General features: G+C 36.8%; 18 protein-coding genes. 10 read left to right on the top strand and 8 right to left on the bottom strand.

The features are described from left to right. Positions 1 to 166: 166 nt before the first annotated feature. The gene (locus tag LG276_RS19785; protein WP_224937060.1) at positions 167 to 562 is read left to right on the top strand and encodes a helix-turn-helix domain-containing protein; all 396 of its coding nucleotides are present in this window, start codon (positions 167 to 169) and stop codon (positions 560 to 562) included. A gap of 40 nt (positions 563 to 602) precedes the next feature. On the opposite strand, the gene LG276_RS19780 is transcribed toward LG276_RS19785, so the two are convergent. Together LG276_RS19780 and LG276_RS19775 are read right to left on the bottom strand one after the other, a co-directional pair. Beyond that, positions 603 to 1,115, bottom strand: a complete 513-nt coding sequence (locus LG276_RS19780; RefSeq protein ID WP_224937059.1) for a type 1 glutamine amidotransferase domain-containing protein — start codon at positions 1,113 to 1,115, stop codon at positions 603 to 605. Further along, complete coding sequence (locus tag LG276_RS19775; protein WP_404292585.1) at positions 1,108 to 1,269, bottom strand: hypothetical protein; 162 nt, start codon at positions 1,267 to 1,269, stop codon at positions 1,108 to 1,110. The genes LG276_RS19780 and LG276_RS19775 overlap by 8 nt, the downstream gene beginning before the upstream one ends. 88 nt (positions 1,270 to 1,357) lie before the next feature. Here LG276_RS19775 and LG276_RS19770 point away from each other — a divergent pair, with 88 nt between their 5' ends. The 3 genes from LG276_RS19770 to LG276_RS19760 all read left to right on the top strand — a co-directional run bounded on the left by LG276_RS19770 (position 1,358) and on the right by LG276_RS19760 (position 3,632). Then, the gene (locus LG276_RS19770) at positions 1,358 to 2,149 is read left to right on the top strand and encodes an amino acid ABC transporter substrate-binding protein (RefSeq protein WP_224937058.1); all 792 of its coding nucleotides are present in this window, start codon (positions 1,358 to 1,360) and stop codon (positions 2,147 to 2,149) included. Between the two features lie 61 nt (positions 2,150 to 2,210). Beyond that, positions 2,211 to 2,870, top strand: a complete 660-nt coding sequence (locus LG276_RS19765) for an amino acid ABC transporter permease (RefSeq protein ID WP_224937057.1) — start codon at positions 2,211 to 2,213, stop codon at positions 2,868 to 2,870. 15 nt (positions 2,871 to 2,885) lie between these two features. Beyond that, positions 2,886 to 3,632 carry an amino acid ABC transporter ATP-binding protein gene (locus LG276_RS19760; protein ID WP_224937056.1) on the top strand — a complete coding sequence of 249 codons (747 nt, stop codon included), beginning with the start codon at positions 2,886 to 2,888 and terminating at the stop codon, positions 3,630 to 3,632. A gap of 336 nt (positions 3,633 to 3,968) precedes the next feature. On the opposite strand, the gene LG276_RS19755 is transcribed toward LG276_RS19760, so the two are convergent. Beyond that, entirely contained in the window at positions 3,969 to 4,205 is a 237-nt protein-coding gene (locus LG276_RS19755; RefSeq protein WP_224937055.1) for a 4Fe-4S binding protein, read from the bottom strand. A 250-nt stretch (positions 4,206 to 4,455) separates the two neighbouring features. On the opposite strand from LG276_RS19755, the gene LG276_RS19750 reads away from it, so the two are divergent. Both LG276_RS19750 and LG276_RS19745 read left to right on the top strand, forming a co-directional pair. Beyond that, a complete protein-coding gene (locus tag LG276_RS19750; RefSeq protein WP_224937054.1) occupies positions 4,456 to 4,833 on the top strand; it encodes a metalloregulator ArsR/SmtB family transcription factor in 378 nt (125 codons plus the stop codon). After that, entirely contained in the window at positions 4,830 to 7,163 is a 2,334-nt protein-coding gene (locus tag LG276_RS19745) for a heavy metal translocating P-type ATPase (protein WP_404292582.1), read from the top strand. Before LG276_RS19750 ends, LG276_RS19745 begins: the two co-directional genes overlap by 4 nt. Before the next feature lie 41 nt (positions 7,164 to 7,204). Here LG276_RS19745 and LG276_RS19740 read toward each other — a convergent pair whose 3' ends face one another. Then, the gene (locus LG276_RS19740) at positions 7,205 to 7,399 is read right to left on the bottom strand and encodes a helix-turn-helix transcriptional regulator (protein ID WP_224937052.1); all 195 of its coding nucleotides are present in this window, start codon (positions 7,397 to 7,399) and stop codon (positions 7,205 to 7,207) included. A gap of 118 nt (positions 7,400 to 7,517) precedes the next feature. On the opposite strand from LG276_RS19740, the gene LG276_RS19735 reads away from it, so the two are divergent. After that, on the top strand, positions 7,518 to 7,958 hold the full coding sequence (locus tag LG276_RS19735) for an NUDIX domain-containing protein (RefSeq protein WP_404292580.1): 441 nt from the start codon (positions 7,518 to 7,520) through the stop codon (positions 7,956 to 7,958). Positions 7,959 to 8,102: 144 nt separating this feature from the next. On the opposite strand, the gene LG276_RS19730 is transcribed toward LG276_RS19735, so the two are convergent. The 4 genes from LG276_RS19730 to LG276_RS19715 all read right to left on the bottom strand — a co-directional run bounded on the left by LG276_RS19730 (position 8,103) and on the right by LG276_RS19715 (position 11,925). Further along, positions 8,103 to 9,152 carry an NAD(P)/FAD-dependent oxidoreductase gene (locus tag LG276_RS19730; protein ID WP_404292578.1) on the bottom strand — a complete coding sequence of 350 codons (1,050 nt, stop codon included), beginning with the start codon at positions 9,150 to 9,152 and terminating at the stop codon, positions 8,103 to 8,105. A gap of 164 nt (positions 9,153 to 9,316) precedes the next feature. Next, positions 9,317 to 9,994: a molybdate ABC transporter permease subunit gene (gene modB / locus LG276_RS19725; protein ID WP_224937049.1), complete on the bottom strand. Its 678-nt coding sequence runs from the start codon at positions 9,992 to 9,994 to the stop codon at positions 9,317 to 9,319. Then, complete coding sequence (gene modA / locus LG276_RS19720) at positions 9,975 to 10,781, bottom strand: molybdate ABC transporter substrate-binding protein (protein WP_404292576.1); 807 nt, start codon at positions 10,779 to 10,781, stop codon at positions 9,975 to 9,977. Before modA ends, modB begins: the two co-directional genes overlap by 20 nt. Positions 10,782 to 10,866: 85 nt before the next feature. Next, positions 10,867 to 11,925 carry an ABC transporter ATP-binding protein gene (locus tag LG276_RS19715; RefSeq protein WP_289434530.1) on the bottom strand — a complete coding sequence of 353 codons (1,059 nt, stop codon included), beginning with the start codon at positions 11,923 to 11,925 and terminating at the stop codon, positions 10,867 to 10,869. 100 nt (positions 11,926 to 12,025) lie between these two features. Here LG276_RS19715 and LG276_RS19710 point away from each other — a divergent pair, with 100 nt between their 5' ends. The 3 genes from LG276_RS19710 (at position 12,026) to LG276_RS19700 (ending at position 14,389) form a co-directional block, all read left to right on the top strand. Then, entirely contained in the window at positions 12,026 to 12,949 is a 924-nt protein-coding gene (locus LG276_RS19710; protein WP_341105860.1) for a helix-turn-helix transcriptional regulator, read from the top strand. A gap of 479 nt (positions 12,950 to 13,428) precedes the next feature. Next, positions 13,429 to 14,079 carry an alpha/beta hydrolase gene (locus tag LG276_RS19705; protein WP_341105862.1) on the top strand — a complete coding sequence of 217 codons (651 nt, stop codon included), beginning with the start codon at positions 13,429 to 13,431 and terminating at the stop codon, positions 14,077 to 14,079. 25 nt (positions 14,080 to 14,104) lie between these two features. After that, a complete protein-coding gene (locus LG276_RS19700) occupies positions 14,105 to 14,389 on the top strand; it encodes a 3-isopropylmalate dehydrogenase (protein WP_224937044.1) in 285 nt (94 codons plus the stop codon). Positions 14,390 to 14,438 lie beyond the last annotated feature (49 nt).

The raw sequence follows: 14,438 nt of genomic DNA, 5'->3' as shown, positions 1-14,438 counted from the left end.
TAAAAATTAGTTGGCAAATTTCAGCAATATGAGTAACTTTAATAAGTGAAAAAAATTATTTGGAATCTGTAGATGATGTGATAGAAATACCATTAGATATACACGGGGTTTGATATGTTAAAATAAACTCTTAAAGGATGGATAGATGCGAGAGAGGTGGATAATCATGTGTGAGTCTCTTCGGGAAGATATAAAAGACAAGCTAGAAAGTGGTTATTACCACTGTGCGAAGGAGTTCACTTTATCAGTGATAAGTGGCAAGTACAAAGTTGTGATCCTTTGGCATTTAGGTATAGAAGGTCCTTACCGTTTTAATGGTCTACAAAAGCTTTTTGATGGTGTATCACATAAAACACTATCTAATCAATTAAAAGAGTTAGTAGAAGATGGGATGATCAGTAGAAAAGTGTATCCAGAGATGCCGCCGAAAGTGGAGTATTCTATGACGGAATTAGGTTATTCACTATTACCTATTATTGAAATGATGTATGAATGGGGTACGAACCGCATCCAACAGCTACAAGAAGAAGGCATATTAAAAACCAGCTTTGAGGAGAAGTAATCCTAAGCTGGTTTTTAATGTTTGTTAAGCTTTAACCTTATTAGTTATTTAATAATTTTAATGCTTCACGATTAAAAGCAGGTAAGTCATCTGGTGTACGACTTGTTACAAGTTGCTGATCAACAACTACTTCTTCATTGACAAATTGAGCCCCAGCATTGATTAAGTCTTTACGTACAGAAATGAAGCTCGTCACCCTTTTTCCTTCTAATAAATCTGTATCAATTAAAAATTGAGGTCCATGACAAATAGCGAATACCGGTTTGCCTTCTGCGATAAAATGTTTCGCAAATCTGGCGTGGTCAGGATTAATTCTTAATAAATCCGGAGAAAACCCTCCAGGAATAAGCAAAGCGTCAAAGTCTTCTGGACTAACTTCATCAAGCCCTTTATCTACAGTGAAATTTTGGCCATTTTTTCCTCTGATTTCTTTTCCTGCTTCAGCATTTACAATGGACACCGTGTGGCCAGCTTTTCTCATTTTCTCAGCCGGATCAGTGAATTCAATTTCTTCCACCATATCTGTTACAAGTGCGGCAATTTTTTTACCCATTCAGTATCACTCCTTCTTTGTCATCTATTCTTATCGTAAATGGTACAACAACAAATGTGAAGAACGCACTTTCGTTACACATAGTTACATTAAAGTAACTATGAAAAATCAGAATATACATTCGATTTGCATATATTAAAATAATGATTGACATAGATTTGACTCATATGGTAGATTTATTTTATCACTCTAATATATTAGCATACTAAAGTATTTTATATATTATAAATGGGGGCTTAATCATGGGGAAAAAATTAACGCTTTTTGTTTTATCACTTTTAGTAGTCGGGTTTTTAGCTGCTTGCGGCTCAACAACATCTAGTGAGGAAAAAGGTTCAGAAGAAGGAAAGGAAATCGTTATCGGAATAGATGATAAGTTTGCACCAATGGGGTTCAGAGATGAAAATAATGAGATTGTCGGTTTTGACATTGATTTAGCAAAAGCGGCAGTAGAAAAAATGGGTGCAACACCTGTCTTTCAACCGATTGATTGGAAAACAAAGGAGTCTGAATTAAGTAGTGGTCGTATCGATCTCATATGGAATGGTTATACGATTACAGATGAAAGAAAAGAGAAGGTCTTATTTACTAAGCCATATTTAAGTAATGCACAAGTGGTTGTGACACAGGCAGATTCTAATATTCAAACGATTAATGATTTAGAAGGAAAAGTAGTAGGCTTACAATCATTATCATCGGCTGCTGATGCCTTAAGTGGAAATGAAATTAGTGAAAAAGTAAAAGAGGTTACAGAGTTCTCTGATAATGTACTAGCATTAGCGGATTTGAGAAATGGCCGAGTTGATGCAGTAGTCATTGATGAAATTGTCATTGATTATTATATGACAAAAGAAAATGAAAACTTTAAAGTTCTTGAGGAATCACTGGCACCAGAAGAGTATGGTATTGGTGTGAAAAAAGGAAACGATGAATTGTTAGCAGATTTACAAACAGGATTAGATGAATTGATTGCTGATGGTACGGCGGCAGATATTTCCGAGAAATGGTTTGGTGAAGATTTATTATTGAAGTAAATGAATAACAGCAGGTTTTCCTAATTGGAGGAAACCCTGTTTTGTTTTTGGAGGATGAACGATGTCACTTGATTATATTATGACGTTACTTAAACCTATGCTAGAAGGCGCGCAAATTACAGTGTTACTCTTTATCATTGCCATTATTGCCTCAATTCCACTTGGATTTTTATTAACACTAGCAGCTCGTAGTAAGATAAAGCCTTTAACTTGGTTTGCCCATACGTATATTTATGTGATGCGGGGAACACCATTACTACTACAATTATTATTTATTTGTTTCGGGTTACCAATGCTTCCAGTCGTAGGTGAATATTTAGTCCTTGATCGGTTTGTTGCCGCATCTTTAGGGTTCATCTTGAATTATGCCGCTTATTTTGCTGAGATATTTCGCGGGGGCCTAATTTCAGTAGATAAGGGTCAATATGAAGCTGCGCATGTACTAGGGTTAAATCGTTGGCAAACAATGACACGTATCATCATTCCTCAAATGATCCGAGTAGCATTACCAGCGATTGCGAATGAATCAATTACGTTAGTAAAGGATACAGCGTTATTATATGCAGTCGCTGTTCCGGAACTTTTACACTTTGCTCAAACGGCAGTCAATCGTGATTTTACTATCATGCCATTCTTCTTAGCGGGCATCATTTATCTATTGATGACACTTGTACTCTCGTTTATTTTTAAATGGATTGAAAGAAGATTTAGATACGCATAGGAAGGAGCGCTTAGTATGACAGTTATTTCTGTGGTTGATTTAAAAAAGTCATTCGGTAAAACAGAAGTATTAAAAGGAATCAACCTTAATATTAAGAAAAATGAAGTTGTGTCAATTATCGGTCCTTCAGGTTCAGGAAAAAGTACGCTACTTCGCAGTATGATTAAATTAGAAGAAATCAACAGCGGTTCTATCATGATTGATGGGGAGGCATTAGTCGAAGATGGAAAGTATGCTAAACCTCAAAATGTGAAAAATATGATCGCAAAAATGGGTATGGTGTTTCAACATTTTAATTTATTCCCACATTTATCCGTCCGAGAGAACTTAGAAATCGCACCGAAAATGGCCAAAATGGGGACAAAAGCGGAAATCAGACAACGAAGCGAGACTTTATTAGCTAAGGTAGGATTAAGCGAATGGATGGATGCCTTTCCTGGTAATTTATCCGGTGGGCAAAAGCAACGGGTGGCCATTGCAAGAGCTTTAATGATGGAACCAGAAATTCTATTGTTCGATGAACCAACCTCGGCATTGGACCCTGAGCTAACCGTTGAAGTATTGCAAGTAATGAAGGATTTAGCGAAAGAAAAAATGACGATGATCGTCGTTACCCATGAAATGGGCTTCGCCAAAGAAGTCTCAACAAAAAGCATATTTATGGATCAAGGTGAAGTCGTTGAAGAAGGTAAGCCAGATCAATTATTCATTTCACCTCAACATGAGAGAACAAAAGCGTTTCTAAAGAGAAATCTAAAATAAAGTCTTACACCCTCTATCTAATTGGTAGAGGGTGTTACTGTGCTGACTTAAACGATTCAGAAGAGGAACAAGAATAAAAGAAGTTTCCTTCGAAGCAATGTTAAACGAGACAGAATAAGTAAAGAGTTAGCAGTCTGCCCCGAATTGAAACTAATTAGATCAGGTCTACTAAGGAACAAAGAAACTCGCCACTTTTAGGAAAAGAATAAAAAGGAGTCAAGTGCTTCGCAAAAAAAGAAACCTGTTCTACCAAAGCAACGGCTTACCACCAGCTATAGTTTAAATACAAAAATGTGAACGGAGTGCCATTGTTTGTACACTCCGTTCACATTTTCATTAGGCATCAAAATAGGCTTTGGCCTTCGCAATAAAAGACTCTTCCTCATCAGGTACATCTTCTTCATAGAAGATAGCATCTACTGGACAAACAGCTTCACATGCTCCGCAATCAATACAAATTGAAGGATCAATCAAATATTGATCTTCCCCTTTTTCAATGCAATCGACTGGGCATGAGTCAAGGCAATCAGCAGCTTGTTCATCAATACAAGGAGATGTAATTACATACGCCATTTTTCTCTTCCCTCCCAACGTTTAGATCTGAAGTGTTTTCTTCACAAATGTGTGTCTATTGTATAATTAAATATTTTTATCTGTATTCCTCTTTTCTCCAGCATTTAAACCTATTTTTGGTAATTAGTATGGAGTATTAAGGAAGTGCTATTATTTTTCAAATATTCTTCATTTTCCTTTGACAATAACCACTTCCATTACATAGACTGAAGTTATAATCAAATATTCGTTTGAATGAGGTGCTTTTATTTTGGTTGCCAAGGTGAAGCTAGATGCTGAAGTTTGTGAAGTTATTTGTAATGATGAAGAAAAGGTTAGTCGAGTCAAACAAGAAATGAGCGATATAACAGGCCTTGAGCTAATCTTTAAAGCTTTATCGGATGCTACACGTATAAAAATTGCTTATGCTCTTACAATAGAAGAAGAACTTTGTGTATGTGATGTTGCAACAATCATTGATTGTTCAATGGCAACAGCCTCCCATCATTTAAGATTATTAAAAAATATTGGGTTAGCGAAATTTCGAAAAGAAGGAAAGCTTGTTTATTATTCTTTAGATGATCTCCATGTGAAACAATTAATTCAGATTGCCTATATCCATCATCAAGAAGGGCGGCCAAATCAATGAATGAAGGTGAAGCTAAACAGAACTATCGGATTGAAGGATTTTCATGCGCTCATTGTGCGGGAAAATTTGAGAAAAACGTACAAAACATACCTGGAGTGAAAGAAGCGCATGTGAATTTTGGTGCTTCTAAACTTTTAATTGTAGGAGATGCCTCTCTTAGCGACATTGAAAAAGCGGGTGCGTTTGAAAAACTTAAAGTCATTCCTGAACAAAAAATAAATGAAAAGACTTATCGTGTACAAGGATTTTCCTGTGCAAATTGTGCTGCTAAGTTTGAAAGAAATGTAAAGAATTTGTCTGGTGTACAAGATGCCCATGTGAATTTTGGTGCAAGTAAACTCTCTGTACAGGGGGAGGTATCGATTGCAGAGTTAGAACAAGCAGGCGCTTTTGAAAATCTAAAGGTAGCCGAAGAGAATGCCTATGTCGGATTAAATGAAAAGGAACCAACCTCTTTTATAAAAAAATACAGTCGTGTGCTTATTGCTAGTTTGTTTGTTCTGTTTGGCTATCTATCTTGGATTGGGTTTGGAGAGAGCCATTATCTTACGGTTTCAATGTTTCTTTTCTCAATAATTATTGGTGGCTTAGATTTATTAAAAATAGGGGTAAAGAATCTAATAAAGCTAGACTTTGATATGAAGACATTAATGACTGTAGCCGTCATTGGCGGGGCAATCATTGGCGAGTGGGGAGAAGTAGCTGTTGTTGTCATTTTGTTTGCTATAAGTGAAGAACTTGAGCGTTATTCGATGGAAAAAGCCAGACAGTCTATTCGCTCGCTCATGAGAATTGCTCCGAAGAAGGCAATAATTAGAAGGAGCGGTATAGAGCAGGTTGTGTCTGTTGAAGAAATTCTAGTTGGCGATATTATGTTAGTAAAACCAGGACAAAAAATTGCCATGGATGGCCTGATTGTTAAAGGTATATCATCCATCAATCAAGCATCGATTACTGGTGAGTCCATTCCAGTTGAAAAAGGTATAGATGATGAGGTATTTGCAGGTACATTGAATCAAGACGGTTATTTAGAAGTGAAAATTACGAAATTGGTCGGTGATACGACAATTGCCAAAATCATTCATTTAGTAGAGGAAGCACAGGGTGAAAAAGCACCTGCACAAGCTTTCATCGATCGTTTTGCGAGATACTACACACCAGTTATTATGTTAATAGCTGTCCTCATTGCCATCATCCCGCCATTATTTTTAGATGGGAGCTGGGAATCTTGGGTTTACCAAGCATTAGCTGTTTTGGTTGTAGGTTGTCCTTGTGCCCTTGTCATTTCGACACCAATTGCACTCGTTTCAGCAATCGGTAATGCAGCTAGACACGGCGTTCTCATTAAAGGTGGTATCTATTTAGAAGAGTTGTCGCATATACAAACAGTAGCTTTTGATAAAACAGGGACGTTAACAAAAGGAGAACCGGTTGTTACTGATTTTAATGTGCATGATGATGAGAAAGAAAGTGATGAATGGCTACGAATGATTGCTAGTATTGAAAAACTTTCCCAACATCCATTAGCTTCTGCTGTTATTCATTTAGCAGATGAAAAAGGGTTAAAAGGTAAAGACTTTGAAGTAACAGACTTTGCTTCACTAACAGGTAAAGGGGTCCAGGCAAAGATAAATGGAGAAAAATATTATATTGGAAACCCACAACTTTTTACACAATTACAAGTAATGCCTGAGACTATAGGTGAAATGATTGGAAGACAACAAAGCGAAGGAAAAACAGTCATTGTTTTCGGAACGGAAAAAAAGATACTCGTGACAATGGCCATTGCTGATGAAATCCGTCAAATAAGCAAAGCAGTAGTAGAAAAGCTACACCAATTAGGGATGAAACAAACGGTGATGTTAACAGGAGACCATCATAAGGCAGCCAGTAGAATCGGGGAATTAGCTGGGGTATCGAAAGTGTATGCAGAATTATTACCGGAAGAAAAATTGGCACTGGTAAAAAGACTACAAAAAGAGTCAGGACATGTGGCAATGGTCGGTGATGGCGTAAATGATGCCCCTGCTCTTGCTTCTGCACAAGTGGGAATTGCGATGGGAGGAGCAGGTACAGATGCTGCCTTAGAAACGGCGGATATTGCTCTCATGGGTGACGATTTATCAAAGCTCCCATTTGCGATTAAGTTAAGTAGAAAAACCATGAGAATTATAAAAGGAAACATTACCTTCTCACTTACGATTAAACTCATTGCTCTACTACTTGTTGTCCCAAGTTGGTTAACTCTATGGATTGCAATTGTAGCAGATATTGGTGCTACTTTAATTGTAGCCTTAAATAGTATGCGCTTAATGAAAGTGAAAGAGTAGGGGGAGGCGTAAAGCCTCCTTTTTGCTTGAATAGGAGAATATTATTTCAGTTGCTCTATTGTTTTTCCGAAAAATTCTGCAAACTTCATTAAAGTTTTTTCCTTTGGATTTGCTTGATTCAATTCATACCGTGAAATCGTACGGGCACTAATGCCGATGTGCTCACTTAATTCCTTTTGCGTCATATGCTTCTTTAATCTTTCTACTTTTAAGTTGAATCCTAATTGTTTAGACATAGAGGCTCCTTGTGTTTTATGGGTATAATTAACTGGTTATATAGTACCATAAAAGATGGGTTTTTTCAGTATTATTGTGCATTTACACTGTGCTAATAGGAGAAAAGGTGGGTAATAGATGGAAATAAGAAATGCGAGTAGAGCGATCATGATAGAAAATGAGCGCTTGTTATTAGTTAAATGTATGGATGAATTGGGTATCTTTTATGTTTTTCCTGGAGGAGGACAAAATCACGGGGAAACCCTTGAAGAAACAGTGAAAAGAGAGTGTTTAGAAGAAACTGGAGCTATTATAAAAGTAGGAAACCTTCGTTATATTCGTGAATACATAGGGGGAAATCATGAGTTTTCATCGCAACATAAGAATGTACATCAAGTTGAATTCTTCTTCACCTGTCATCTGGTAGACCAGAATGATGCTATTCTGGCAGATGATCACCAAGTGGGGATAGAGTGGATACCAATAAAAAGCCTTGAGGCACTTCGGATCTATCCGCAAGAGCTAACAAAATACATACTCGATGATCACTCTCCTGTATATCTTGGGGATGTGAACTGAGATTAAAGAATGTAGTTTATAAATCAATTTGTCTAACTGCCATGCCTATATAGAAAATGGTCAAAAGTATCCATACTTTTGACCAATACTGCAAGTATATATTTCACACTTTCTCCATATATAGGATCTATTTATAACGTGAAATTATTTATAGATCTTCTTCTTCAATTCTTTATTCCGCTCACTAAACAATTCGTTATGTGAAGAAACCATTCCGAATCCATTGGCTTTTGGATCGATGTATGTCTTCGCATGGTTAACAGCATTGGCAGCGTCTTGGAAGGCGCCGGCAATGAGGTGAACTTTACCATCATGTTTCAGAATATCGCCTGCAGCATATAACCCAGGGATAGATGATTCACTTCTGCTACTACCTGCAATATAAAAATCATCAATCATGTCAATTTGCATATCACAATTATTGAGGAGTGCTGAGTCTCTTTCGTATCCATGGTTGATAATTACATCATCTATCGCAAGGGTTGAAACCTCACCCAACTCATGATTAGTTAACTCAACATACTCAATACGGTCCTGTCCATCACCAGCAACAAGCTTAGTAATAGAAGAGTGGAAAATGACTTCAGCTGAGCTATTCTTAAGTTGTTCTACTTGTGCCTCATGTCCGCTGAGTTCACCTTTACGGTAAGTCAAATAAACCTTTTTTGCATAAGGAACAAGTTCATTTGCCCAATCGACAGCTGAGTTTCCTCCACCTGATATCACAACCGTTTTATCACGGAAGCTTTGAATGGATTTAACTGTATAGTGAAGATTTGATACCTCATATTTTTCCGCACCTTCGATTTGAAGCTTCTGTGGTTTTAAAATACCCCCACCTACAGCGACAATGACCGTTTTGGAATAATGTATTTGTCCTGATGCGGTATGTAGATGAAAGATACGGTTGTCATCTTGGTCGATTTTTACAATTTTTTCATTTAATACAACAGTGGGATCAAATGTTAAGCCTTGAGTAACGAGTTGTTCGATTAGTTTCTCACCAGGTACAGGAGCTAGGCCACCTACGTCCCAAATCATCTTCTCTGGGTACACATGGATTTTCCCGCCAAGCTGTGGTTGAAATTCAATAATCTTGGTCTTCATGGAACGTAACCCACTATAAAAAGTAGAATACAAGCCTGCTGGACCTCCACCAATAACCGTCACATCAAATAACTCATGCTGTTCCATCTTGATCCCTCCTAAATTCCGCAATTGATTATCATTCTCATTAAAGGATAACGCTTTTTTCCCTTTTCTGCAAGAGAAACTTCCTACTTTTTCATTATAAGATAAATAGGCCAATGGATTTAACAAAAAAAATCGCAGAGTGTGTGGATATCTCTACGATTTTTTTATTCCTTTACTCTAATCGTTAAAAGGATGATAAAGGAAATAATAATCATAGCTCCTACCCATAGCCAAGCCATGGTCATTTGTCCGGAATCGATGGCTAGATAGATAGCAATAGGAATCGTTTGTGTTTCTCCAGGAATATTACCTGCAAACATCAATGTTGCGCCAAATTCTCCTAGTGCTCTGGCGAAGCTTAAAATAGCGCCAGAAATGAGCGCCTTAGAAGCCAATGGAACAGATATTAGCCAAAATACTTTCCAATCATTTGCACCATCCACACGTGCTGCATCCTCGATATCACGATCAATACTGAGAAAGCCAGATTTAGCTGATTGATACATTAAAGGGAAAGAGACAACGATGGCGGCAAGGACTGCAGCCCACCAAGTGAAAATAATAGGTCTGTCGAATAGCCAAGTTATGGCTTGACCAGCCCAACTATTTTTACCAAAGATGACAATTAATAAGAAGCCAACGACAGTCGGTGGCAGTACCATTGGCAACATTAAAATCGTTTCGACGACTGCTTTACCTTTAAAAGACCTCCTTGCTAGAAAATAGCCAGCAATTGTTCCAATTATAACGACGATTATTCCAGCGAGAATGGCAATTTTTAATGAAATCCATATGGGACTTAGAAAGGTTGAACTGGTTATATTATTGAGCAGTGAATCCATATTCCTCAAAGACCTTTAATGCTTCATCAGATTGTAAGAAGGTATAGAATTCTTTCGCTGCATCGTAATTTTTCGTGTCTTTTACGATACCAACAGGGTAAATAATTGGTGTATGTGTATCAGCACCTGCTGTATCAATAATTTCAACCTTATCAGAAGCGAGTGCATCTGTTTTATAAACAATGCCTGCATTTACGTTACCGGTTTCCACATAAGAAAGAACTTGTCTTACATCTTTTGCGTAAACGGTTTTAGCTTCTAGTTCGTTCCATAAGCCCATATTTTCAAGTGATTCGACACCGTAAGCACCAGCAGGAACAGATTCAGGTGTGCCAAGTGAAATTTGTTCAACTTCCTTTTTTGTTAAATCTGTAAAACCTGTTAGATTTTCTTCATCGGCTGGAGTGATTAACACTAAGCTATTCCCTAATAAATTAACACCATCTTCTTTTGCAATATTTCCTTCTTCTACTAAAATATCGAATTTATCTTCTGCAGCTGAGAAGAAGAGGTCAACGGGTGCCCCCTGGGATATTTGCTGTTGGAGAGAACCTGATCCACCGAAATTGAATGTGAGTTTTGTCTCAGGGTGTTGTTCTGCGTACATTTCATCTATTTCTGACATGGCATCTTGCAAACTAGCAGCAGCAGAAATGGTTAATTCTACCGGTTCTTTTTCTTTATTATTCGTTTCTTTTAGGGCAGTTTCTCCTTCATTTGAAGAACACGCTACGGTAAATAAAGTAACTAAGAGCAATAAACAAATCAGCTTTAAATGTTTTAACAAGTTGAATCATCTCCATCTTTCTTCTAATTAATTATATCTTTTTATATCTTATTATAACTAGTTATAAAATAAAATACTTTTTATACTAAAGAATCACTTTTTTTGACTCTTTATCAAATAGGAGGAGATGTTCACCAGTGAGTGATAAAGGTAATGGGTCACCTTTACTGAAGGATAATAATCCAGGTGCTTTTATCGTTAAATGAATGCGGTTGTGTTTTGCATAAATAATAGTATCTGCACCAAGAGTTTCTAAGTCTTCAACGGTGGCGGTCAAGAGTGGATTATATTCATCTATGATTAAATGCTCTGGACGAATGCCGACTAGTGCCTCCCTAGTTGTTCTTAAGTTTTCACGTGAGAAAATAGTCGGAATTCCTTCAATTGTAATGCCATTGGATTCGACCTTTCCTTCTAAAACATTGATAGCTGGTGATCCAATGAAGCTAGCGACAAAGAGATTAGCTGGCGTTTCATAAATTTCATGTGGTGTACCCACTTGTTGAATACTTCCATCTTTTAGTACGATAATACGATCAGCCATTGTCATTGCCTCTGTTTGATCATGTGTGACGTAAATGGTCGTAGTTGCTAGCCTTTTATGCAAAAGTGTAATTTCTCTGCGCATTTGTGTACGCAGCTTGGCATCCAGGTTAGAAAGTGGTTCATCCATTAGAAAAACGGGATTATCGCAAACGATTGCCCTAGCAAGGGCAACCCGCTGCCTTTGTCCGCCCGATAGATCTGTCGGTTTTCTTGTTAATAAACCTGTTAAGCCAGTAATCTCTGCGGCTTTCAACACTTTTTTCTTAATATCAGTTTTCTTTTCTTTCCTCATCTTTAAACCGAAAGCGATATTTTGATATACTGTCATATGAGGATATAATGCATAATTTTGAAAGACCATTGATAGATTACGTTCTCTAGTAGGGACGTTATTCATTTCTTTCCCATCAATTATTAATCTTCCAGAAGTGATGTTTTCTAAGCCGGCTATCATTTTTAGGATTGTTGATTTTCCACAACCAGATGGACCAACAAAGACAATAAACTCTTGTTCTTTTGTTTCAAAGTGGAAATCTTTTATGACCGGTTCACCTGAATGATAAGATTTAGAAATATGTTCAAAGATTAATTGTGTCATTTTGCTCACCTTTTAATTAGTTATAATTAGTTATTGTTAATTATAATAAAAACATAAACAAAAAACGAATCCTTTTTGAAATATCCTGGAGGTGATACTTTTGACGAACGATGCATCTTATACAATAGAAGAAGTTTCACAATTATTAAAGGTTTCAAAGTTAACAGTATATGATCTTATTAAAAAGGATCAACTTCCTGCTTATCGTGTAGGGAGGCAAATGAGAATTGATGCCGTCGACTTGGAGCGTTACAAATCCAAGAGTAAAACAGGTATCACCAAGAATAAAGCTGTGAAAGAAGTAAAAGAGAAAGTTCATTCAATTGATGATGGTCATGTGATTATAAGTGGACAAGATATTGTTTTAGATATACTAGCTAAGCATATAGAAAATGAAAAAGGACAACCGCCATTAAGGCTATATAGTGGTAGCTTGAATAGTTTATTTTCGATGTATCGTGGAGAATGTAATGTCGTTAGTTGTCATTTGTTTGATGGTGATACAGGAGAATATAATACATCTTATGTGAAGAAAATTCTTGTCAGTCAACCGTTTATTCAGCTGAATCTTGTTTACCGTACGGCGGGTATTTACGTACAAAAAGGAAACCCTCTGCATATTCAAGGATGGGCAGATCTTGGGCGTGCGGATGTTACCATCATGAATAGGGAAGTTGGCTCTGGCGCAAGAGTGTTATTGGATGAACAACTTAGAGTTCATGGATTCAATGCGAGCAAGCTTAATGGGTATGATCATGTGTTAACAAGCCATTACTCAGTGGCTTCAGCTGTCGCGAGTGGTCAGGCGGATATTGGTATAGGTATTGAAAATGTAACAAAAATGGTCAATGTTGACTTTATTCCATTAATATCTGAGCAGTATGACCTTATCATTCTTAAACAAAATCAAGAACTTGTACAATTGTTGAAAGCAACGGTTAATTCCCCAAGTTATAAAAAGGAAATCGAACAGCTATACGGCTATGATTTAAGCAAATGTGGAGAAGTTATTTATGAATCATAAGTGAAGAAGAACCTATTGTCAGAAAATTAGACAATAGGTTTTTTTGTAGATCATAAAAAGCTTTTACCTACAGTCCCTTATTTCTATGGTAAAATATTTATTGAAAATTATGATTCTTTTGAGTGGGGATAGGTATACATATTTGTGGATAATCATTCAAGCTAATCCAACCCATGTTAATGGGATGATTAAGGTGTGTTCGGATGGATACCGGGTGACCTATAAGGAATGATACACGAAGGAATATATTGAGAAAGTAATCAGTGATTTTTATCATGATGCTAAAGTTTCAGCAGAAGTTGAAACAAGGAATCGACAATGGGGACGTTCCTTTGTAGCGGTAACAATGTGTATGAAAACTCTGAGATATGCGCGGTATATAAGAAGAAAAAAGAGTTGGTGAAATTTAGCTCGAGGTAATCAACTAAACAAAGTAACTAAGCTACAGGGCATAATTAAAAATCGGTGGTGAGAAACGGATGAAACTAGTTTTTTTGCATGGATTAGGCCAGACCAATGATAGCTGGATAAAGGTTAAGAAGTTTATGGGGGACGGATACGATGCTAGGCTCATCTCTATAGATGAATTAGTGAAAACATCTGAAACTATTACTTTCAATCAGTTATCTAAATCTTTAACTAATGTGCTTCATACAATAGATGGCCCGTTTATCATCATTGGACTATCATTAGGAGGATGTTTTGCATTACAACAATCCCTTATCACAAACCCTCATTTAAAAGGTATGGTATTATCGGGAACGCCATACTCCTTAGTAAATGGATGGAAGATTAAAAGCATATTTCAGTTGCAAAAATATATATTTAAGCTCATACCAGCAAAAGTATGGAGGAAGCAAGGGTTAGAAAAATCAACCATCATTCCCCTTTACCAATCAATGGAAAGTTATGATTTATCTCATTCATTACATCAAATCAATATTCCTACCTTAGTATTGGCTGGTTCTAAAGACCGTATAAATATGCCTACTGCAAAAGAATTGGCAGAATTGATTCCTCATGCGCAATTACAAATCATAAATAATGGTAGCCATGAACTGAATACACAAATGCCGCAACAGTTTGCAGAGGAAGTGGATACTTTCTTAGCGAATGCGGATTTAAAATAAGCGATTTGACTAAGGAGGATAAATGGTGATTCTTTCAATTTTGATGATTGTTTTTATTGCCATTGCCAATATAGCAGGGGCATTTGTAGTTTTTAAAAAAAGAAGTGTATACAAGGGAGCACTCATTATTCTAGCATTTGCCCCTGTATTTGGTGGTATGGGGAGTTTAATAGCTATCTCTATAATCCGCGATCCGTTTACCGTTTTTTATGGTCTGCAAATAGGCTATATGTTGCTTGTTAATAGTGGGATAGTATTATTTATCGCCGTGATAGTAAGTTGCTTACAAAAAGTACTCAAAATGATGTAAATATAATCAAAAGAAGTACTGTTAAGGAACAGCACTTCTTTTAGTTTGA

It is taken from the genome of Cytobacillus kochii (genome assembly GCF_044790165.1).
GTDB lineage: Bacteria > Bacillota > Bacilli > Bacillales > Cytobacillaceae > Cytobacillus > Cytobacillus kochii.
The sequence above is the reverse complement of the archived record's forward strand: the minus strand, read 5'-3'. Positions and strand labels throughout refer to the sequence as shown.

What these genes read in the sequence shown, in the direction of transcription:
- LG276_RS19765 (WP_224937057.1), top strand. Translation starts at nt 2,211, where the DNA reads ATGTCACTTGATTATATTATGACGTTACTTAAACCTATGCTAGAAGGC.
- LG276_RS19780 (WP_224937059.1), bottom strand. Translation starts at nt 1,115, where the DNA reads ATGGGTAAAAAAATTGCCGCACTTGTAACAGATATGGTGGAAGAAATT.
- LG276_RS19745 (WP_404292582.1), top strand. Translation starts at nt 4,830, where the DNA reads ATGAATGAAGGTGAAGCTAAACAGAACTATCGGATTGAAGGATTTTCA.
- LG276_RS19730 (WP_404292578.1), bottom strand. Translation starts at nt 9,152, where the DNA reads ATGGAACAGCATGAGTTATTTGATGTGACGGTTATTGGTGGAGGTCCA.
- LG276_RS19740 (WP_224937052.1), bottom strand. Translation starts at nt 7,399, where the DNA reads ATGTCTAAACAATTAGGATTCAACTTAAAAGTAGAAAGATTAAAGAAG.
- LG276_RS19755 (WP_224937055.1), bottom strand. Translation starts at nt 4,205, where the DNA reads ATGGCGTATGTAATTACATCTCCTTGTATTGATGAACAAGCTGCTGAT.
- LG276_RS19735 (WP_404292580.1), top strand. Translation starts at nt 7,518, where the DNA reads ATGGAAATAAGAAATGCGAGTAGAGCGATCATGATAGAAAATGAGCGC.
- LG276_RS19705 (WP_341105862.1), top strand. Translation starts at nt 13,429, where the DNA reads ATGAAACTAGTTTTTTTGCATGGATTAGGCCAGACCAATGATAGCTGG.
- LG276_RS19775 (WP_404292585.1), bottom strand. Translation starts at nt 1,269, where the DNA reads ATGTCAATCATTATTTTAATATATGCAAATCGAATGTATATTCTGATT.
- LG276_RS19760 (WP_224937056.1), top strand. Translation starts at nt 2,886, where the DNA reads ATGACAGTTATTTCTGTGGTTGATTTAAAAAAGTCATTCGGTAAAACA.
- LG276_RS19785 (WP_224937060.1), top strand. Translation starts at nt 167, where the DNA reads ATGTGTGAGTCTCTTCGGGAAGATATAAAAGACAAGCTAGAAAGTGGT.
- LG276_RS19770 (WP_224937058.1), top strand. Translation starts at nt 1,358, where the DNA reads ATGGGGAAAAAATTAACGCTTTTTGTTTTATCACTTTTAGTAGTCGGG.
- modB (WP_224937049.1), bottom strand. Translation starts at nt 9,994, where the DNA reads ATGGATTCACTGCTCAATAATATAACCAGTTCAACCTTTCTAAGTCCC.
- LG276_RS19715 (WP_289434530.1), bottom strand. Translation starts at nt 11,925, where the DNA reads ATGACACAATTAATCTTTGAACATATTTCTAAATCTTATCATTCAGGT.